This window comes from Bartonella rattimassiliensis 15908, from assembly GCF_000278215.1.
GTDB lineage: Bacteria > Pseudomonadota > Alphaproteobacteria > Rhizobiales > Rhizobiaceae > Bartonella > Bartonella rattimassiliensis.
The window spans coordinates 203,391-224,010 of record NZ_JH725065.1; the positions used below are offsets into that span (position 1 = coordinate 203,391).

The window sequence follows — 20,620 nt, forward strand, 5'->3', positions numbered from 1 at the left end:
GTTCATCGGATAATAATTGATTAGAATAGAAAAATGAAAATTTTAAAAACAGTTGCTGAAGTCCGCCGATATACTTCAGAGGAACGACATTTAGGTCTTTCGATTGGTTTTGTTCCAACAATGGGGGCGCTCCATGCTGGTCATCTTGCCTTAGTCCAGGGTGCAAGGGCAATGTGTGATCGCGTATTGGTATCTATTTTTGTCAATCCAAAGCAATTTGGACTTCATGAAGATTTTGCTCAATATCCAAGAGATTTAAAAAGCGATTGTGCTTTATTAAAAAAAGCGGGTGTTGAATATGTTTTTGCTCCTTCTGTCGATGAAATGTGGCCATCGGGAAATGATACAATTGTGCAAGTGGAAAAATTATCACGTATTTTGATAGGAAGATTACGTCCAGGGCACTTTTGTGGTGTAACAAGTGTTGTTGCTAAGCTTTTTAATATTGTTCAGCCTGATAAAGCTTTTTTTGGAGAAAAGGATTTTCAACAAATTTTAATTATTCGGCGTATGGTTAAAGATTTAGCTTTTCCTGTTGAGATTGTTGGCGTTCCTATTTTACGTGAAGCAGATGGTGTTGCATATTCTTCCCGCAATCAGTTTTTATCCTCAGAAGATCGTAAAGCTGCCAAAATTATTCCTAAAAGTGGGAAGGCTGCTGAAAAACTTTACCATGAAGGTGAACGGTCTGTTGATAAGTTATGCAAAACTGTTCGTGATATTTTACAACAAGAAACACGTGCAATCACTGAAGCAGTAGATTTACGGGATGCGGAAACCTTATGCGAGTTGAAAGGAATATTGACTAAATCTGCAGTTTTACTCCTTACTGTTCGCTTTGGTGAAGTAAGGCTTATTGATCAATATATATTGCAAGAAAAGGGCATAAAATGATTGTGCATCAAACTGTTAAGCGTATAACATCTTCCGAAATATGCTCAAGAAAGGGACAACAGCCGATTGTTGCTTTAACAGCTTATCAAGTTTATACCGCACGGATTGCTGACCCCTATTGCGATATTCTTTTGGTTGGCGATAGTGTTGGTATGATTGTATATGGGTTTGAGACAACGCTTCCTGTTAATTTAGATATGATGATCTTACACGGGAAGGCCGTGGTACGTGGGTCTCAAAAATCTCTTGTCGTTATTGATATGCCTTTTGGTTCTTATGAGGAAAGTCCAGAGCAAGCTTTTTTAAATGCATCACGTATTCTAGCCCAAACGGGGTGTGGGGCAGTTAAGCTTGAAGGTGGTGTTTATATAGCGGAAACAATAGATTTTTTATGTAAACGTGGTATTCCAGTGATGGGGCATATCGGTCTTACTCCCCAGGCGGTGAATCGTTTTGGTGGTTTCAAAACACAAGGACGTAAGGAGAGCGATTGGCAAAGAATTGAGGCAGATGGAGCAGCGATTGAAAAGGCAGGTGCTTTTGCTGTTGTTTTAGAAGGAATTGTCGAACCTTTAGCTGTAAAGCTTACAGAAAAGCTTTCTATTCCAACCATCGGGATAGGCGCCTCCAATCAGTGTGATGGACAAGTATTGGTGATGGAAGATATGTTGGGCTATGGTGCTCATGTGCCTAAATTTGTACGTCGTTATGGAGACTTTGAAAAAGCTATGGAAACTGCAATCAAAAACTATGCAGATGATGTTATATCTCGTACTTTTCCAGCGGATAAGGAAGTTTATAAACTGAAATAAATTCTAGTTTAAGATGAAAGTTTTGAAAAGAGAGCATTTGTCTGTTTTTATAATGAAAGTGCATGATTTCATATATTTTTTATGTAATTTGAACGGTGATTTTTTTCATTTCTTTACTGATGGTAGTTCCCATTATATAAAACAGAATGTCATTGGGATGATAATTTATCTGCTTATTTAAAAGAAACATTTAGGTACCTAATTCCATTTGCGATGGTATGCCCGTGAATGGTATAACGGTAAAGTTTCCATAAAGTGTATAAAGCACTCCCATCTTTACGCTTCATAAAATAGCAAGTCGGCACCATCACACGTTTCTCCAACTTCTAATGTTGCTGAGGAGTTTGGCATTTGAAATGATGCATAAGAGGCATTTAAAGTCTTTTTTTATATAGTTTTTATTCCCATGGCACTCCCCACTTATGATGTGTAAGCAAAGTGACGATGCTGTAATGATAAGAAATAAACAATGCGAAGATTCTATAATCTTTGGATATCCAAGTCATTAAAGCGAGTTAAAAATGCGTTTTCAATTTGTTGGGTAGAGTAGGGATGTAAGATAAGGTTATTGGGTGAAATGTTATTGGGAGAGCCAAAATAGCGAAGAGCTTCTTCTATGTTAAATCCAGCAAGCGTGATTGCTTCATAATATGCAGCGATACGGTCGGCCTGTTTGATTTTTTTTAAAAGTTTTTGAGAAAGATCAATGGAAAGAGAAAAGCGCATATGGATAGCATCTTGGATGCGTTTTTCGATGCGTTCATATTGTTTTCCTATCACAGCTTTAAAGGGGGAAATCATATCACCGATAACATATTCTGGTGCATCATGAAGCAGAGCATAAAGACATTCATTGCTCTGCGATTGTGGGAAAAGTTTTTGAAATATTTGCTCAACCAAAATTGAATGTTGTGCCACAGAATAAGCATGCTCTCCTCGCGTTTGACCGTTCCAACGTGCCACGCGGGCAAGTCCATGAGCAATATCTTCAATTTCAATATCAAAAGGAGAAGGATTAAGAAGATCAAGTCTGCGTCCAGAAAGCATTCTTTGCCAAGCGCGTGCTTCTCCACTTTTTAATAGTTCAGCTTTAGCCATAAGTATTTTCTATAGTATTTTTTCAGGAAAGGTAAAGTTCATATTTTCAGCAATATGTATGGTGACAGGAATATTTTTTACAGTAAAGAGAATGTTATGATCCATAGCATCTTTAACGTGGTCAATACGCATTAGAGCAAGAGCTTCATTTGTAACACATGTTCCCAAATGGCCAAGCACTTTTGTTCCAGCTTCAATATTCGATTGAGGGATTAATTCACCTTGGCTTTTTATAATCAAAATACGGCGACGTGCGGCACGGCGATGGTGCATACGTGAGACAATTTCTTGTCCAATATAACACCCTTTGTTGAATGCAAGTCCATTGATTTGATCGTAATTAATATCATGAGGGAAGACTTTTCCGATTTCATAATCTTGACCACTTTCTGCAATTGCATAACGGATACGCAACTGATTCCACATGTCATTATATTCTGAAGCTAAAAAAGGCATTTTACCATAGATTCGTATTATTTTTTCTTGTTGTGGGAAACGCTTATCAACAAAACTTGAATCAAAATTTAAAGTATCTGTTTTATTATTCCAAGATACTGTAACAAGCTTTTGAAATGGTTGTATAATTTCTATTTTTTTACGCAGTTTATAGAGCAACAGACGCTTATAGAGCGTATCTGCTAAAGACATGGTAATATCAATCAGATAACCATCTTCTTTTTTTCCGATAAGAAAATCAGCAAGAATCTTTCCTTGTGGGGATAAAAGAGCTCCAGGGAACATTTCTTGTGGGCTGATTTTTTTTACATCTGTTGTGATCAGAGATTGCAGAAAATCTGTTGCTTCTTCACCTGTAATTTTAATAATTGCGCGGTTTTTTAAGCAAATGGCATTTTGTTTTTCAATCATGGTTCTTGCCTTTCTGCTCAAAGTTACATAATCGAGAAGTGAGTAGTATGTAAGGAGCGTGGGCTATGTTTAAAACATTTGATACAATTTTTAAAGGTGCAACACTTGTGAATCATGATGGAAGAAGCAAGCGCGATATTGGTGTGACAAATGGCCGTATTGCTGAAATTGGCGACCTTACATGTGTTTCAGCTGGTGAGGTGATTGATTGTACGGGACTTCATATTTTGCCGGGCATTATTGATAGTCAAGTGCATTTTCGCGAGCCAGGCAATGAATATAAGGAGGATTTAGAAAGTGGCTCGTATTCTGCTGTGTTAGGGGGTATTACAGCAGTTTTTGAAATGCCTAATACCAATCCATTGACAATATCAGAAGAAACATTACGCGATAAGGTTAAACGCGGATTTCATCGAATGCATTGTGATTTTGCATTTTGGGTTGGAGGAACGCGTGAAAATGCTCATGAATTGATGGAGTTAGAAAGACTTCCTGGTGCGGCTGGAGTTAAAGTTTTTATGGGGTCTTCTACTGGTGATCTTTTGGTTGATGATGATGAGAGTGTACGCCTTATCTTGAAGAATATACGCCGTCGTGCAGCTTTTCATTCTGAAGATGAAGCGAGGCTCAAAGAACGTAAAATGCTGCGTATTGAAGGGGATGCATCATCACATCCGGTTTGGCGTGATGAGGTTGCTGCATTAAAATGTACGCAGCGTTTGGTAAAAATTGCGCATGAGATGAAGGCGCGGATTCATATTTTACATCTTTCAACAGAAGAAGAAATTGATTTTCTAAAAAAACATAAAGATGTTGCAACAATTGAAGTGACACAACATCATTTGACTTTTACGGCTGATGATTATAAGCGGTTTGGTACATTAATTCAGATGAATCCACCTATTCGTGAGTCGCGCCACCGTAAAGCTCTTTGGTATGGTGTTCAGCAGGGGATTATTGATGTTTTAGGCTCAGATCATGCGCCTCATACCCTTGAAGAAAAGTTTCAACCTTATCCCTCTTCACCTTCAGGAATAACAGGTGTGCAAACAACGGCAGCAATTATGTTGACACATGTGAATGCAGGAAAAATATCGCTTGAGCGTTTTGTTGATCTCACTTCGCATGGCCCTAGTCGTATTTTTGGTATAAGCTGTAAAGGACGCCTTGCTGTGGGATATGATGCTGATTTAACTATTATTGATCTTAAGCGAGAAAAAATTATTACGAATGGCTTAATTGGTTCGCGTGCTGGTTGGACACCTTATGATGGTCAAAAGGTTAAAGGTTGGCCTGTTGGGACCATTATCCGTGGTATGTGTGTTATGTGGGAAGGTGAGATTGTTACTCCTTCACAAGGAGAGCCTGTTAAATTTATAGAAACTTTAGCGTAAATAGACTAAATTTTATGGCTTTTATCCTGTTGTATCTTCAAATATTGTTTTTTAGTGTGGTGTATGAGACATGGCAGCTTTCTTGACACATAAGTGTTTTTTTTAGTGTGTCGTAAATATTCTTGGTCTTGTTTGCAGAACCTTTCTTTTAGGGGTAACAAATTAATATATCACGATAGTTAATCATTTTGCATGTTGAATGAGAAGTTCGAATATTATAAGATTTTCTTAATTTCCAATTTCTTTTATCTTGAAGTAATTAAAATCACGTGCTTGCACATCACAAGTGGGGCAGGTACATAGAAGTGAAAATACGACAAGAAAGAAAAGAGTAAAAATACGGCTTATAAATACTCTCAAGTGCCAAGGGTTGTCGCAACATCTAAGAACTAGCAAAGTATGTGATGGTGTCCGGCTTGTTATTTTACAAGTTGAAGCATATGAGAGGTAATCCAAGAGGAATCTGCTCAACAAGAATCCAGATTGTTTACAAACCTGATCTGAGGGTGGGAAGGAAGCCAAAGAACGATTTTGTATGGGGAAAAGGTGCTCATAAAAATAAAAGCATGTCGAGGCATTATTCTTCAAAAGTTTCTCTATTTTCAGAAGTAACCTATTTCTCCTTTCATTTGTAAGGAGCGCATCATTGATACCGCTAATATTGAGAGAAATGTTTTTTATAGATTAATTATTTATAATGCATGAGGAGGTTTTCGGATAAAATTCTTCCTTCTTCAATGTATCTTTGATTGGCTTCAATTGCTGCTCGTGTACAATGATGATAATTTTCTGAGAAAGCACGATACGCCTCATTAAACGCTTCATACAAATAAGCGCGCCTCTGTGGAATTGGGTGTTCTGCTTCAATCAGTGCGTTCATGTAGTCATACCATTGGTTCGTTGAAGATTTGCAAAGATTTTGGAGAGAATGCAGTGATCCCAAAATTTCTGCTAGTCGGAGTAATTTTTTCTCATAAGGTGGAAATTTTTGCGCAAAGGCTGGCATTGAATTGACAATAAATATTAAAATAATGATGTTTATCAATCTATTACGCATCATTTTTATTGCTTTCTTTAAACAAAACTGTGTACAGATAAAATAATTTTGTCATAAGAACAATGTTAAAAAATAGGATTCATTGTTACATTATTCTCAATCATTGATTATAAAATGTAGGGCGTAAGAGACAGTAAGGAAACCATTATGGAATATTGAAAATATTGATGAAGTCTTTTGTAGTTAAAAATTTAAGAATTGTTTCCTGCAGTCTATTTTTCACATAAATTTATATTGTATTGCTTATAAAACTTTTTCTAAGCTCATTTTCTTTAAGGAGGGAAAAGTCTCTATTTTTTAAATGCTTTTGTCCAATTAAATAAAATGGATTGTTTTTATAATGAATGATGGATACAGCCTCTATACACTGGAGGAACTGGGGAAGAAGAGTTGGTTATAAGCTAAAAGTTTTTAGCCTAAACCGTATAATGCGATGATTTGAGGTAAGATAATCTAAAAGGATAGGTGCATAATATCGTTCATGGAGCCAATAATGAAAGAGTTGCGATTTTATAATACGCTGACACGTAAAAAAGAAAATTTTATACCAATCGATGCGACAAGAGTCCGTCTTTATGTTTGTGGCCCGACAGTTTATGATTATGCACATATAGGAAATGCACGTCCTGTCATTGTTTTTGATATTTTATTTCGCTTATTGCGTTATGTGTATGGCAAAGAGCATGTTCTATATGCGCGTAATATTACAGATGTTGATGATAAAATTAATGCACGAGCAGCTTGCGAATATCCAAACTTATCACTGAATGATGCTATCCGTCGATTAACAGAACGTACATATTCTCAGTTTCAACAAGATACAATGGCCCTTGGTTGTTTATTGCCAACCAGCCAGCCACGCGCCACCGAGCATTTAGAAGAGATGCGCTCTTTAATTGAAAAATTACTTGAAAAGGGGCATGCTTATAAAGCGAAAAATCACATATTATTTTCTGTAAGTAGTATAAAAAATCCTCCCTATTATGGGACATTTGCCAATCGTTCTTTAGATGAGATGAGGGCGGGGGCGCGTATCGATGTTGCTGCTTATAAAAGAGAGGAGATGGATTTTGTTTTATGGAAGCCTTCTGTAGAAGGAGAGCCAGGTTGGGAATCGCCCGCTGGAATTCCTGTTTTAGGTCGTCCAGGTTGGCATATTGAGTGTTCTGCAATGTCAATGGCAAAATTATTAGCGCCCTATGGTGGTGGTTTAACCTGTGATGATCCGACCGCTAATATTTTTGATATTCATGGTGGTGGACTTGATTTAATTTTTCCTCATCATGAAAATGAGATTGCACAAAGTTGTTCAGCTTTGGGGACAGAGAGAATGGCTAATTTGTGGATGCATAACGGCTTTTTACAAGTTGAAGGCAAAAAAATGTCGAAAAGCTTTGGTAATTTCATAACCATTCGTTCTATTTTAGAGAATAATTTTTTCGAGTTTAATGGTGTTTTAACCGATGAAATGAAGCAAAATTGGGCTGGTTTGTCTGCACGTTTTTCGATGCTGCAAACGCATTATCGTGAACCATTAAATTGGACAGTCCAGCGTTTAACACAATCGAGCAGTGAACTGTATCGTTGGTATGAGTTGCTTCGCGGTAAAAAGATTATAATAGAAAACAATGAAGTACTTGAGAATACTTTAATAGATGTCCTCAGTGATGATCTTAATACTCCAAAAGCATTAACTCTTTTGCGAAAATTTTATAAAACAGGTAATGCTTTGGCTCTTGCTAATGGTATGGATTTATTAGGACTATTACGACAAGAATGGGTTAAGGAAATAGACAGCCCATTATTTATAAAAAAAACATCTCTTGATTCAAAATTTATTGATAAGCGCATTGCCGAAAGGCTACGGCTTATCCATAATAAAGAATGGGAAGCTGCGGATATAATTCGTGATGAGCTTGCAGCTGAGGGGATTCTTTTAAAAGATAGTAAGGATCCGCAGAGTGGTGAGCGTATAACTATGTGGGAAATAAAACGACTCTAATTCCTCTATTCTAGCAGTTTTCATAAGAAAAAGGAGAAAGTTTGATGGAATTTTTATATCATTATGGATATATCGCGCTTAAGCTGGTTGTAGGTCTTGTTGCCTTCCTATTTATTTTAAGAACGACAGGTCGTGGTAGTCTTAGTCAAATGACTCCCGTTGATTTGGTCAGCAATTTTGTCATGGGAGGTATTATTGGGGGAGTCATTTATAATCAGAATATTAATAGCATTCAATTATTGCTTGTTTTACTCATTTGGCAAACCTTGATTGCATCTTTTAATTTTTTTGCCCGCTATTCTGTTTTTTTTCGTCGTCTTATTGCAGGGCAGAATGTTACATTAGTTTTAGATGGGGTTTTTCAAATGGATAAGATTAAGAACTTAGGGATCAATGTCAATGATCTCATTACGATGTTACGTCTTAAAGGGTGTCATTTACATGAAGCTGCTTTTGTTCGTTTGGAAACCAATGGTGATTGCACTGTTATTAAAAAGGCAGAGGGTAAGAAATCAACGATTGTAGTAGAAAATGGTGAAGTTATTGATGATGGTCTAAAAGAGATCGGTAAAACAAAAAAGTGGCTTCAGACAGAATTGAAAAAAAAGCATGTAAGAATTGAAAATTTATTTGCAGCAGAGTGGTATGAGAATACAGATCAAAATAATAAACTGTATAGTGGATTATTTCTTGTTCCGTTTTCAAAAACAGTCTAATTTCAAACACGAGTAGGTATAGCTTATCGGAAGCATAGGAAACTTATAAACAACTACAGAGAGGTGTTTTGCCTGTTTGTGTGGATGATAGAGAAGTAAAGGCTTTATGAAATGCAATGAAATGACAAAAACTGTCTCATCAGATACAGGAAAAACTCTGCGCACACTTTACAATTTATGGCCTTATATGTGGCCGATAGGTCGGCGTGATCTAAAAATCCGTGTACTATGGGCAATATTTTATCTTGTTTTGGCCAAACTCATTCTCATATCTGTACCGTATTTCTTTAAATATTCTACAAATGTACTTGATGCAAGCTTTCAGCCCCTTGAATGGTTTCCATCTAGTTGGATTATTCCCATTATGTTCGTTTTGGCATATAATGTTGCACGTATTATGCAGGCTGGATTAAATCAATTGCGCGATTCTCTTTTTGCCACTGTTGGTCAATATGCTGTTCGTCAATTAGCTTATAAAACCTTTGTACATGTTCATGAATTATCTTTGCGATTTCATTTGGAACGCCGAACTGGTGGGCTTTCTCGCGTGATTGAGCGTGGTACAAAAGGAATTGAAGCTATCGTAAGATTTTCAATTCTCAATACAGTACCGACAATTTTAGAATTTCTATTAACAGCACTTGTATTTTATCTAAGTTATGGGTGGCATTATCTTCTCATTGTTGTTGTAACAGTTGGCTTGTATACTTTGTTTACCATTAAGGCGAGTGATTGGCGTATTCGTATTCGGCAACAAATGAATACAGCGGATACTGAGGCGAATATCCGCGCTGTTGATTCTCTTTTGAATTTTGAAACGGTGAAATATTTTAACAATGAAACTCTCGAAGCTGGTCGATTCGATGCTTCTATAGTGTGTTATGAAAAAGCTGCAACAAAAATTTGGACATCGTTAAGCTGGCTTAATTTTGGACAGGCTCTTATCTTTGGTATCGGAATGACGATCATAATGTTGATGTCCGCTTATGAAGTTTATTATAAAACACAAACTTTAGGAGATTTTGTTTTTATTAATGCACTTTTAATGCAACTTTCCATTCCCCTTAATTTTATTGGTTCAATTTATCGAGATGTTCGACAAGGTTTAACGGATATTGAAGCAATGTTCGATCTTCTAGATGTTCAACAGGAAATCGTTGATAAATCGGATGCCAAACCGTTAGAGATAAGCGATGGGACCATTCGTTTTCATCAGGTAAAGTTTTCCTATGATTCGACGCGTCAGATTCTCAGAGATATTGATTTTGAAGTCCCTGGAGGAAAAACAGTCGCCATTGTCGGTCCGTCTGGTGCAGGTAAATCAACTATTTCTCGGTTGCTTTTTCGGTTTTATGATGTTGATTCGGGTTTTATCACAATTGACGGGCAGGATATTCGGGACATAACCCAAAAAAGTTTGCGTGCAGCGATTGGCATGGTCCCACAAGATACAGTGTTATTTAATGATACAATTGCTTATAATATTCGCTATGGGCGTCCAAGTGCTACAGATGAAGAGATACTCAAATCTGCTGAAATGGCACAAATATCAAAATTTATTAAGATGTTACCGGAAGGTTTTCAGTCTATGGTAGGAGAGCGTGGTCTCAAATTATCAGGGGGAGAAAAACAACGTATAGCGATTGCACGGACCCTCTTAAAAGCGCCCCCACTTCTTATTTTAGATGAAGCAACAGCCGCTCTTGATACGGCAACAGAAAAGGAAATTCAACAAGCATTGGATATTGTAAGCCGTGGACGTACAACATTGATTATTGCTCACCGTCTTTCTACTGTTATCAATGCAGATGAAATTTTGGTTCTTAAAAGTGGTCGTATTATTGAGAAGGGGACGCATATAGAGCTTTTACGTAAGAAAGGCTTCTATGCTTCAATGTGGAATAAACAGCTTGAAGCATCACAGGCTGAAGAAAAATTACGTAAAATGCGTGAAGAAGATGAGACGGGTATTGTTAATCGTAAAAAATAAATAGGGCAAAACGTAATCTACATCTTTATATGGAGTGATTGATTAAATACATAAAAAAAGACAAAAGGAACAAAAAGATTTATTACTTGTTTAAGTTTACGATGAATAGGAAATTATATGAGTATTCTGCAATCTGTCCACAATAGTTTTGTACCGATTCATAAAGAAGGTTATCCTTTTATTGTAGCGTTTTTTGTTATTTCGCTCATTCTTGGTTGGATCTGGAGTCCATTGTTTTGGTGTGGCCTTATTCTTACAGTGTGGTGTATATACTTTTTCCGTGATCCAGATCGCGTGGTTCCTTTGAATTCAAATTGGGTTATATCACCTGCAGATGGGCGTATTTCATTTGTCGAATCGTGTGTTCCACCTGAGGAATTAGGTTTAGGAAAAGATGAAATGATCCGTATTTCCATTTTTATGGATATTTTTTCATGCCATATCAACCGTATTCCTATAAGTGGTACGGTAGAGTCTATCGTTTATCATCCAGGTCGGTTTACCAATGCTGAGTTTGATAAGGCTAGTCAGTTTAATGAGCGTAATGGGATGATTATTGATAGCAAACATGGTAAAATTGGCATCGTACAAATAGCGGGATTGGTTGCCCGTCGGATTGTTTGTTGGTCAAAAGAAAATGACGCCGTTATTACTGGTGAGAGATTTGGATTGATTCGTTTTGGCTCTCGCCTTGATATTTATATACCAACTGAAATGAAATTGCGTGTTGCAGTTGGACAGACAGCAATTGCTGGAGAGACAGTTTTGGGTTCTTTCGATGATAAGAGTGCCACAACGGACTTCAGATACGATTAGGACGCACAATGAAAAATTTTTCGCCATTTTCTTCATTCAATCCTGAAGGGCAGCATGATGATGTTGCAAATCGTCGGCGTTCATCTACATCAATGCGGTATGTCATTCCTAATATCATTACTATTTTAGCAATTTGCGCAGGGATGAGCAGCATTCGTTTGGCTTTTGAGTGTCGCTATGAAGCTGCTATTTTAATGGTGCTTTTGGCCGCAGTTTTAGATGGTGCTGATGGTCGTATTGCTCGTTTAATAGATGGGAGTTCATCTTTTGGAGCACAGATGGATTCTCTTGCTGATGTTGTAAATTTTGGTGTTACCCCTGCACTTATTGTTTATTCCTTTATTTTGAATCAAGCATACCACATTGGTTGGGTTGCAGCTCTTGTTTATTGTGTTGCTTGTTGTTTGCGGTTAGCGCGTTTTAATGTGATGTTGGATAATATCGATATACCTCAATGGCAGAAAAGTTATTTTATTGGTGTTCCTGCACCTGCAGGAGCATTATTACTTTTATTACCTACCTATTTAGGTGCTCTTGGTTTAGTCCCAAATTGGGGGTGGGCATTGTTTTTTAGTCTTTATACTGTCATTATTTCTTTTCTTTTGATTAGTCGTTTACCAGTATGGAATGCAAAGACAATTGATCAAAATTTGAGGCGTGATATCGTTATACCTTGTATGTTGGTCATTGTTATTTACGTCGGTTTTCTTGCGACCTATATATGGACAACTTTATTGATTACAGCGATTAGCTATATGATTTTTCTTCCCTGTAGTTTTATAGCTTATAATAAACGCGCTACTTTAGAAGAGAAAAAGGCTGATTCTAATAAAGCTATCCAAGAATCATAAAGTATATTTCAGATGATGATCAATTAGGAATATGATAATCTACAAATCGATTTTTATGGACATTAAAGAGTTTTCCGGTTTCTTTTAAATCAGGCGATAGCAAATGTACCATTTTTTTTGCAACTTCTTGCGGTGAGGGGAGTGTTTTTGGATCTTCACCAGGCATAGCTTCAGCACGCATGGCAGTGCGTGTGGCTCCAGGGTTGACACAATTAATCTTAATTGGGGTTTGTTTGAGTTCTTCTGCCCAACAGCGGGCAATCATTTCTAAAGCTGCTTTAGAGGCTGCATAAGCTCCCCAGAAAGGGCGTGCAACATGCGCAACGCTTGAGGATAATAGAATAGCTCGTCCAGCATCAGATCTACGTAATAAAGGCTCAACGGCCTTCATTAAACGCCACTGGCTAAAAAGATTTATTTGAAAGACATCTTCAAATACTGTATTTTCTATATGCGCTATTGGTGAGAGTGTTCCAAGGATTCCAGCATTTACAACAATGATATCGAGTTTTTTCCAGCGTTTGGCGATTGAGATCGCAAGAGGATCGATGTTTTCCATATGATGCAAGTCAAGTGGAACGAGGGTTGCATGAACACCTTTTTCTCGAATTTGATTGTCCAGTTCAGTAAGTCCACTGATTGTTCGTGCAAGAGCAATAATATCAGCGCCGCGTGCAGCGAGCTCGAGAGCCAAATAATAGCCAATCCCTCTTGATGCACCAGTAACAAGTGCAGCACGTCCATGGAGACTAAAGTCAAGCTTTGTCATCATTAATCTCTTGTTTTAAGAACAGATGCTTGATGAATTTTGGAAAGATTTTCCTGATCAACCAGATGGGTAGGGTAATACCCAGTAAAATAATGATCAGTAAATTGTGGATCAGCGTTGTTTCGTTTTTCGCCTGCTACAGCAAGATATAACCCATCCGTTGAAAGAAATTCTAATGAATCCGCTCCAATAAAATCACCCATAGATTTTAAATCTGGATATTGATTTGCTAAAAGACTTTCAATTTTAGGTGTATCAATACCGTAAAAGTCAGGATAGAAAATCATAGGGCTAGAAATACGCACATGAACTTCTTTTGCTCCTGCATCGCGGAGCATTCGCACAATTTTAAGGGAGGTTGTTCCACGTACAATAGAGTCATCAATCAGAATAACACGCTTTCCTTCAATCACAGGACGGTTTGCAGAATGTTTTAACTTAACGCCAAAAGCACGAATTTGTTGTGTTGGTTCGATAAACGTACGGCCAACATAGTGGTTACGGATAATACCAAGCTCGAAGGGAATTCCGATTTCTTGTGCATAGCCGATTGCGGCAGGTGTTCCTCCGTCAGGAACAGGAACCACAACATCGCCCTCACAAGGAGCTTCCTGTGCTAAACGGATCCCCATATTTTTGCGTGTTGTATAAACATTACGTCCTCCAACGATGGAGTCAGGACGAGCAAAATAAACATATTCAAATAAGCAAAGTTTTTCTGGTTTTTCATTTTCTGATTTTATAATTTTTTTAGTAATTTTCCCATTTTTTTGTATTTCACATATGATGATTTCTCCATTTTTAACATCACGGACATATTTTGCTCCAATAATGTCAAGTGCACAGGTTTCAGAACAAAAGATAGGTTTACCATCAAGTTCCCCCATCACGAGGGGTCTAATTCCTGTTGGATCACGTGCAGCAATAAGTTTTGTACGTGTGAGCGCTAACATAGCATATCCACCTTCTACTTGCCGAATAGCATCAACAAAACGATCAGAAGAGGATTCATAACGTGAGCGGGCAATAAGATGGAGAAAAACTTCAGAATCTGATGTTGATTGACAAATAGCACCAGAAGCAATAAGTTCACGGCGCAATGTAAGGCCATTGGTAAGATTACCATTATGTGCGATAGCAATGCCTCCAGCTTTCAATTCAGCAAAAAGGGGTTGAACATTGCGTAATACCACTTCCCCAGTTGTTGAGTAACGGGTATGTCCAATAGCGCGATTTCCTGGTAAGCGTGCAAGCGTTGCAGGGTTTGTATAGTGATCACCAACAAGACCTAAATGCTTTTCTTGATGAAACATTCTGTTATGGTAGGAAACAATACCAGCTGCCTCTTGCCCACGATGCTGAAGAGCATGGAGGCCAAGAGCCGTTAATGTTGCTGCATCTTCATGCCCAAGAATACCAAAAATCCCACATTCCTCATGAAGTGTATCATCATCTAATGAAAATTCTTGACAGGAAATATCGCTTTTTATCATCGTATTCTTTCAGTTGTGATATGAAGGAAACATTAATATTACATTTTACATCATTTAATTTTCTTTTCTCATGAAAAGGTATTCTCTATTTTTTAGAATTATCTTTTTATGAGAGCGTTATTTATGTGTATGTTTATCCTTATCTTTAAACAAATTTTCTGCTTTTTCGAGAACAAATCCAATATCTTTTGGGAGTAATTCCCAAACTTTTTGCCCCAGTGAATCTAAAATAGGTTTTGTTTTTGCATTTTTTAACCAGTTTGCTTGGTGTTCAGGCGTAATGAGTGCATTAATTAGCAATATACCGATAACCATGATAAGTAAACCACGAAGTGCTCCAAAAATAAAACCAATAGTACGATCAAGGATACCAATTCGACTATCAATAATAAAATCGGAAATTTTCATTGTAATAATTGAAGTAATAATAAGGACAATAATAAAAATTGTGATCAATGTTGTGATCAATGCAATCATTTTATTAGAGAGATATTGTTCAAAGAAAGGTAAGACAGGTTTGAATAAAAACAGTGTCGTAACAGCTGCAACCGCCCAAGAAATCAACGACAATACTTCACGTGAAAATCCTCGAAGCATAGCAAGAAAAGCGGACAACAGGATGATTACTACGACAATTCCATCAAGGATTGTTATGATCATTTGTTTGTTCCTTCTACATAAAGTTGTTTTCTTTTAAGTCAGTAGGCAAGTATATTTTTGTTATGCCATTTTTTGTTCTTATAGCAAAGGTATTTTGTATTTTATATGTTTTTTTCTATATTATCCTTCCTGTGATGTATGCCATTTTTTACTTGCGGTAAGAGTAGCAACGAGTTCGGGAAGAGCGGAGAAAGTTTTTTGCTGAAAATTGGGCGACCTCATCATTTGAGTTGTGGTCGAGGGGTGAAATGCTCCCTGAAAACCAAGTTTTTTTGCTTCATTGATGCGTTGTGCTGAATGCGCAACAGCGCGGGTAGCTCCTGAAAGACTGACTTCACCAAAATATACATAATCCTTTGGCAAAGGAATATTAGCAAGAGAGGATATCAAAGCAGCGGCAACAGCTAAATCAGCAGCGGGTTCTGATATACGATACCCACCTGCTACGTTTAGATAGACATCATGCTGTCCAAAACGAATACCACAATGGGCTTCTAAAACGGCAAGAATCATAGAAAGACGATTTCCATCCCATCCGACAACTGCACGTCGTGGTGTTCCAAGGGAAGAGGGAGCAACAAGCGCTTGAATTTCTACTAATATTGGACGTGTTCCTTCCATACCCGCGAAAACAGCGGCGCCTGGTGCTTTTTCATTTCTTTCACCCAAAAAAAGTTCAGATGGATTAATCACTTCCTGTAAACCTTTATCGGACATTTCAAAGACACCAATTTCATCTGTTGGCCCGAAGCGATTTTTTACAGTTCTAAGAATGCGATAATGATGCCCTCCTTCACCCTCAAAATAGAGGACGCCATCAACCATATGTTCAACAACCCGGGGACCAGCAATTTGCCCATCTTTTGTAACATGACCAACAAGAACAACAGCAGCTCCTGTTTTCTTGGCAAAGCGTATCATAGCTTGAGCACCAATACGGACTTGTGTGACAGTGCCTGGTGCTGAATCTGCTGTATCTGACCATAAGGTTTGAATTGAATCGATAACCACCATATCAAGCTTTTTATGCTCGCTTAAGGTTGCAAGAATATCCTCAACATTGGTTTCAGCAGCAAGTTTCACTTCTGTATTATGAGCTCCAAGCCTTTGCGCACGCAAACAAATTTGTGCAATAGCTTCTTCACCTGAGACATAGATAATATTATGTCCTTTGCGCGATAAGGCCGCAGCTGTTTGTGTTAGTAAGGTTGATTTTCCAATACCTGGGTCACCACCAACGAGGAGTGCTGATCCACGGACAAAGCCTCCACCGGTAACACGATCAAGTTCAGCAATACCAGAATGAATACGCGGAGCATCTTGGATATCTCCAGAAAGAGATGTAAGGGCGACGATGCGTCCTTTACGCGTATTCTGCTTAGGAGCACTTCCTATGCCACCATTTATATTTTCTTCAACAAGAGAATTCCACTCTCTACAGGCACTACATTTCCCTGCCCAACGGGAGTAGATAGTTCCACAATTTTGACAGATAAATTGAATACGATCACGTGCCATAGTGGTTTAACCAATTTGCTCTGGAAGATAATTGCTATCAGCCAGATCGCTAAAGCGTGTAAAATCAGATTGAAAAGCAAGTTGCACAGTTCCTGTTGGACCATGACGTTGTTTTGCAACAATAACATCGGCTTTTCCAAAAGCTTTGTTCATTATTTCTTGCCATTTTGTATGTTCAGGGCTTCCCAGCTTAGGCTCTTCATTTTTGAGATAATATTCTTCGCGATAAACAAACAGAACAATATCGGCATCTTGCTCGATAGAGCCAGATTCACGCAGATCAGAGAGTTGTGGACGTTTATCTGTTCTGTTTTCGACTTGACGTGAAAGTTGTGACAAAGCAATAATAGGAATATTCAATTCTTTAGCTAAGGCTTTGAGTCCCGTCGTAATTTCTGTAATCTCTTGAACACGATTTTCAGATGAACGCTTTGAGCCACTTGTCATGAGTTGGATATAATCGATAATTAAAATATCCAAACCATGTTGTCGCTTAAGACGTCGGGCACGGGCCGCCAGTTGCGTAATTGATATTCCCCCAGTTTGATCAATATAAAGCGGTGCCTTTTGTAGCTGGTTCACCGCACGAATAATTCTTGAAAACTGTTCATCTGAAATATTACCACGTCGAATATCAGAAGAAGACACTTCTGTTTGTTCAGAAATAATACGTGTTGCAAGTTGTTCCGAGGACATTTCAAGTGAGAAGAATCCTACAATGCCGCCTTCATTTTCTTGAATATTGACATTACGGTTGTAAGCATTAGCAATATTAAAGGCAATATTAGTTGCAAGTGATGTTTTTCCCATACCAGGGCGTCCTGCAAGGATAATTAAGTCAGATGCTTGTAATCCTCCCATTTTTTCATCAAGTGTTTTAATATGGGTAGCTATCCCTGATAATTGTGAAGAGCGCTTTTTCGCAGCACTTGCCATATCAAGTGCTTTTTTGACAGCTTCATTAAAGTTTTCAAATCCGCCTCCGTATTTCCCTTTTTCTGCTAGCTCAAATAACTGATTTTCAACAGTTTCAATTTGTTGGGTGGGTGTAAGCTCTACGGGAGCATCAAAGGCTGTGTTGACAACTTGAGTTCCAATTTTGATCAAAGAACGACGGATAAAAAGGTCATAAATAACGCGTCCATAATCTTCAGCATTAAGAATGGTGACTGCCTCTTTGGCTAAGCGAACAACATATTGGTATACGGTAATATCTCCAATTTTTTCTTCCATTTGGAGATAAGGCTTTATTGTAACTGGATCTACAAGTTTTCCTTTTTTAATAAGATGAGATAAAACGTCATAAATTTTTTGATGCAATAGTTCAAAAAAATGTTCTGGTTTTAGAAAATCTGAAACGCGATCGAGAGAATCATTGTTAATAAAGATGGCACCAAGCAATGCTTGTTCAGCTTCAATATTATGTGGAAGCTGTCGAAAAGAAGGGGAAACTTCTTTTTTTGAAGAGCTGACATTAACAACGCCTTCTTCCATAATATTTTTCCATCAAAATCCAAATCTATCTATTTAAAACGATAAATTAAAAGCCATATATGAAAAGAATAGAGTTAAAGCTTTTATTTTAAGTTAAAATCATAAAATTCTAAAAAACTCTCTTTTAATTGCCCAATTTACCATTAGTGAATTAATAATATCTATTTCTTAAATTTTATTTTTATAATTATGATTTTTAAAGTGATAGTTTTGTAACTCTAAATTTAAGTGTTTTGTAGTTACGCAACTTCAATATTGATGTAAGTAGAATTGTTTTTTATAATTGAAATTATTTCAAATAATGTAAGAACATAATCAATTTGCTGCTCATGCAAATTTTATCTTTAAAGGGTAGAACTTTAAATTATTTTTGTTTCTTGAGGTAAAATAACAAGTATTCTCTCTGCTTAAATATTATCATTTGGGGCATGCAATGCTTTTATATAATATATTTGTAATTCCTTCATAAATATTAGATTCTTTACGTATGTAGTCATAAAATACCCAGTTTTAAGAAGCGAGTATTTTATGACCAATATTCAAATAGAGTAAAAATATAAAACAGAGAACAAAAATAGCAATCAAGATTTTTGATTAGTACTGTTTATATCGTTGTCATTAGTTTCCTCTACCAATAATTTTTCCTGACTTTCCTCTAACATTTCTTCTTGAATATTATATATTTCTTCAGCAGAAGTAAGAGTTTCACCTTCTGCTTGACGTTGTGCTTCACTGGTGGAACGTGCAACATTAATAACCACAGAAATTTGAACTTCAGGATGTAAGCTAAGAGTGATGGTATGAAGACCAATCATTTTTATTGGATGGTTAAGTTCAATTTGACTTTTCCCAATAGAAAAGCCTTCATCTGTGATGATTTCAGAAATATCACGCGTTGACACAGATCCATAAAGTTGTCCTGTTTCACCAGCAGAACGAACAACAATAAATGATTGGCCATCAAGTTTTTCAGCAATTTTTTGTGCCTCGCTTTTGCGTTCAAGATTGCGTGCTTCAAGTTGTGCACGCTGTATCTCAAAATGTTTTTTATTAGCTTCATTTGCGCGTAAAGCTTTACCTTGAGGCAAGAGAAAATTACGTGCATAACCATCTTTAACTGAGACAATATCACCCATCTGACCAAGACGAGGAATGCGCTCAAGTAGAATAATATCCATAGTTTTTCCTTTCGAACAAATAAATTTAGTGAAGTTTTTTGTGTGATTGAAAATTGTATTGAATAGAAGCCCAAATACCCATCAAAAGTATCATGAAAGAGATAGGTGGAGAAAAAACAACAGTTAAAATAGCAATATAAACAAGAGAAAGTATAATAATCCGACCGTTTATCCCTTTTGTAATATTGTGAAGATATGCTAAACCGCTAATTGCTATAATGATAATATAGGCAGAGCTAAAAACACATGTACCCAAATTAAGAGAAGCACTTAATTCAATCATTGATGCAATGGAAACAATAATAAAAATAACAATTCCAGAAATCGGAAGGCGAAAAGTTTTGCTCCAATCATCTCGAGGTCTTTTTAACCATTTCATATATTGAGCTGTTATCATTGAAAAATAAAGATTACCAATAAGAAAAATCAAACTATAAATTGTTAGAGCGATAGATGCTAAAGTTGCAGCATTTGCCATTAAAAACTCACTAACAGCAAGTATATTAGCTTCTTTTAATGACTGTGATTGTTGCAAAGTCTGTACTATATTTTCAGTAATTTTTTTTGCAGTAAGAGTGGTGTCTGGACGGGATTTTATATAGAGTCCAATGAAGGTTACTATGAGAGCAATAAAGTTGGTTAAACGAAAGATAACAGCTGATAATGGGTACCATATCAGTGTGTTTTCTTTTTGCGCTGGTCGTGCAAGCCCAAGAAGCCAAGAGGCATAAACAGCAGGAAGAAAAGACAACAGCATAAAACCAAGCGCAATATAGATATTAACGGTTATGGAAAGAATAACAGCAGCGCTTATTAAGGCAATAAAGCTAGCAAGTGTTCCTTGACTGAACGCAACAATAAAAATTGGCAATGAAAGAAAGCAACCAAGAAGAAGAGAAAAATAAGATGCGATATTTGCAGCGCTGATGATCGCCATTCCTATCACGACAGCAAACAATCCCGCCAATATACCGGTTAATATCTCATAAGTACGATTTTTTTTCATGGAGT

18 protein-coding genes are annotated in these 20,620 nt (G+C 37.1%); 8 read left to right on the forward strand and 10 right to left on the reverse strand.

Annotated features, from left to right (window positions below; genetic code table 11):
• The first annotated feature begins 33 nt into the window (after window positions 1-33).
• Together panC and panB are read left to right on the forward strand one after the other, a co-directional pair.
• Window positions 34-894, forward strand: a complete 861-nt coding sequence (panC, locus tag MCY_RS03780; RefSeq protein WP_007347048.1) for a pantoate--beta-alanine ligase — start codon at window positions 34-36, stop codon at window positions 892-894.
• A complete protein-coding gene (panB, locus tag MCY_RS03785; protein ID WP_007347049.1) occupies window positions 891-1,706 on the forward strand; it encodes a 3-methyl-2-oxobutanoate hydroxymethyltransferase in 816 nt (271 codons plus the stop codon). Before panC ends, panB begins: the two co-directional genes overlap by 4 nt.
• A 480-nt stretch (window positions 1,707-2,186) precedes the next feature.
• Here the strand turns inward: panB and MCY_RS03790 are convergent, their stop codons facing one another.
• Together MCY_RS03790 and ygfZ are read right to left on the reverse strand one after the other, a co-directional pair.
• The gene (locus MCY_RS03790) at window positions 2,187-2,804 is read right to left on the reverse strand and encodes a YfbR-like 5'-deoxynucleotidase (protein WP_007347050.1); all 618 of its coding nucleotides are present in this window, start codon (window positions 2,802-2,804) and stop codon (window positions 2,187-2,189) included.
• A gap of 9 nt (window positions 2,805-2,813) precedes the next feature.
• Window positions 2,814-3,671, reverse strand: coding sequence for a CAF17-like 4Fe-4S cluster assembly/insertion protein YgfZ (gene ygfZ, locus MCY_RS03795; protein ID WP_007347051.1), 858 nt, complete (start codon window positions 3,669-3,671; stop codon window positions 2,814-2,816).
• 65 nt (window positions 3,672-3,736) lie between these two features.
• Between ygfZ and MCY_RS03800 the strand changes: the two genes are divergently transcribed.
• On the forward strand, window positions 3,737-5,065 hold the full coding sequence (locus tag MCY_RS03800) for a dihydroorotase (protein WP_007347052.1): 1,329 nt from the start codon (window positions 3,737-3,739) through the stop codon (window positions 5,063-5,065).
• Between the two features lie 688 nt (window positions 5,066-5,753).
• On the opposite strand, the gene MCY_RS03805 is transcribed toward MCY_RS03800, so the two are convergent.
• Window positions 5,754-6,122 carry a TIGR02301 family protein gene (locus MCY_RS03805; RefSeq protein ID WP_007347053.1) on the reverse strand — a complete coding sequence of 123 codons (369 nt, stop codon included), beginning with the start codon at window positions 6,120-6,122 and terminating at the stop codon, window positions 5,754-5,756.
• A 493-nt stretch (window positions 6,123-6,615) separates the two neighbouring features.
• Between MCY_RS03805 and cysS the strand changes: the two genes are divergently transcribed.
• The 5 genes from cysS to pssA all read left to right on the forward strand — a co-directional run bounded on the left by cysS (window position 6,616) and on the right by pssA (window position 12,497).
• A complete protein-coding gene (cysS, locus tag MCY_RS03810) occupies window positions 6,616-8,124 on the forward strand; it encodes a cysteine--tRNA ligase (protein WP_007347054.1) in 1,509 nt (502 codons plus the stop codon).
• A 44-nt stretch (window positions 8,125-8,168) separates the two neighbouring features.
• On the forward strand, window positions 8,169-8,840 hold the full coding sequence (locus MCY_RS03815) for a DUF421 domain-containing protein (RefSeq protein ID WP_007347055.1): 672 nt from the start codon (window positions 8,169-8,171) through the stop codon (window positions 8,838-8,840).
• Between the two features lie 106 nt (window positions 8,841-8,946).
• A complete protein-coding gene (locus MCY_RS03820; protein ID WP_007347056.1) occupies window positions 8,947-10,830 on the forward strand; it encodes an ABCB family ABC transporter ATP-binding protein/permease in 1,884 nt (627 codons plus the stop codon).
• Window positions 10,831-10,947: 117 nt separating this feature from the next.
• Window positions 10,948-11,646, forward strand: coding sequence for a phosphatidylserine decarboxylase (locus tag MCY_RS03825; RefSeq protein ID WP_007347057.1), 699 nt, complete (start codon window positions 10,948-10,950; stop codon window positions 11,644-11,646).
• 8 nt (window positions 11,647-11,654) lie between these two features.
• Window positions 11,655-12,497, forward strand: a complete 843-nt coding sequence (gene pssA / locus MCY_RS03830) for a CDP-diacylglycerol--serine O-phosphatidyltransferase (protein WP_007347058.1) — start codon at window positions 11,655-11,657, stop codon at window positions 12,495-12,497.
• Window positions 12,498-12,516: 19 nt separating this feature from the next.
• Here the strand turns inward: pssA and MCY_RS03835 are convergent, their stop codons facing one another.
• From MCY_RS03835 to MCY_RS03865, 7 genes are all read right to left on the reverse strand, one after another.
• Window positions 12,517-13,266: an SDR family NAD(P)-dependent oxidoreductase gene (locus MCY_RS03835; protein ID WP_007347059.1), complete on the reverse strand. Its 750-nt coding sequence runs from the start codon at window positions 13,264-13,266 to the stop codon at window positions 12,517-12,519.
• A 2-nt stretch (window positions 13,267-13,268) separates the two neighbouring features.
• Window positions 13,269-14,759: an amidophosphoribosyltransferase gene (gene purF, locus MCY_RS03840; protein WP_007347060.1), complete on the reverse strand. Its 1,491-nt coding sequence runs from the start codon at window positions 14,757-14,759 to the stop codon at window positions 13,269-13,271.
• A 117-nt stretch (window positions 14,760-14,876) separates the two neighbouring features.
• Complete coding sequence (locus tag MCY_RS03845; protein ID WP_007347061.1) at window positions 14,877-15,419, reverse strand: CvpA family protein; 543 nt, start codon at window positions 15,417-15,419, stop codon at window positions 14,877-14,879.
• Window positions 15,420-15,539: 120 nt separating this feature from the next.
• Entirely contained in the window at window positions 15,540-16,937 is a 1,398-nt protein-coding gene (radA, locus tag MCY_RS03850; protein ID WP_007347062.1) for a DNA repair protein RadA, read from the reverse strand.
• A 6-nt stretch (window positions 16,938-16,943) separates the two neighbouring features.
• On the reverse strand, window positions 16,944-18,431 hold the full coding sequence (locus MCY_RS03855; RefSeq protein ID WP_007347063.1) for a replicative DNA helicase: 1,488 nt from the start codon (window positions 18,429-18,431) through the stop codon (window positions 16,944-16,946).
• Window positions 18,432-19,012: 581 nt separating this feature from the next.
• Complete coding sequence (gene rplI, locus MCY_RS03860) at window positions 19,013-19,609, reverse strand: 50S ribosomal protein L9 (RefSeq protein WP_007347064.1); 597 nt, start codon at window positions 19,607-19,609, stop codon at window positions 19,013-19,015.
• A gap of 25 nt (window positions 19,610-19,634) precedes the next feature.
• Entirely contained in the window at window positions 19,635-20,615 is a 981-nt protein-coding gene (locus tag MCY_RS03865; RefSeq protein ID WP_007347065.1) for a hypothetical protein, read from the reverse strand.
• Between the last annotated feature and the right edge of the window lie 5 nt (window positions 20,616-20,620).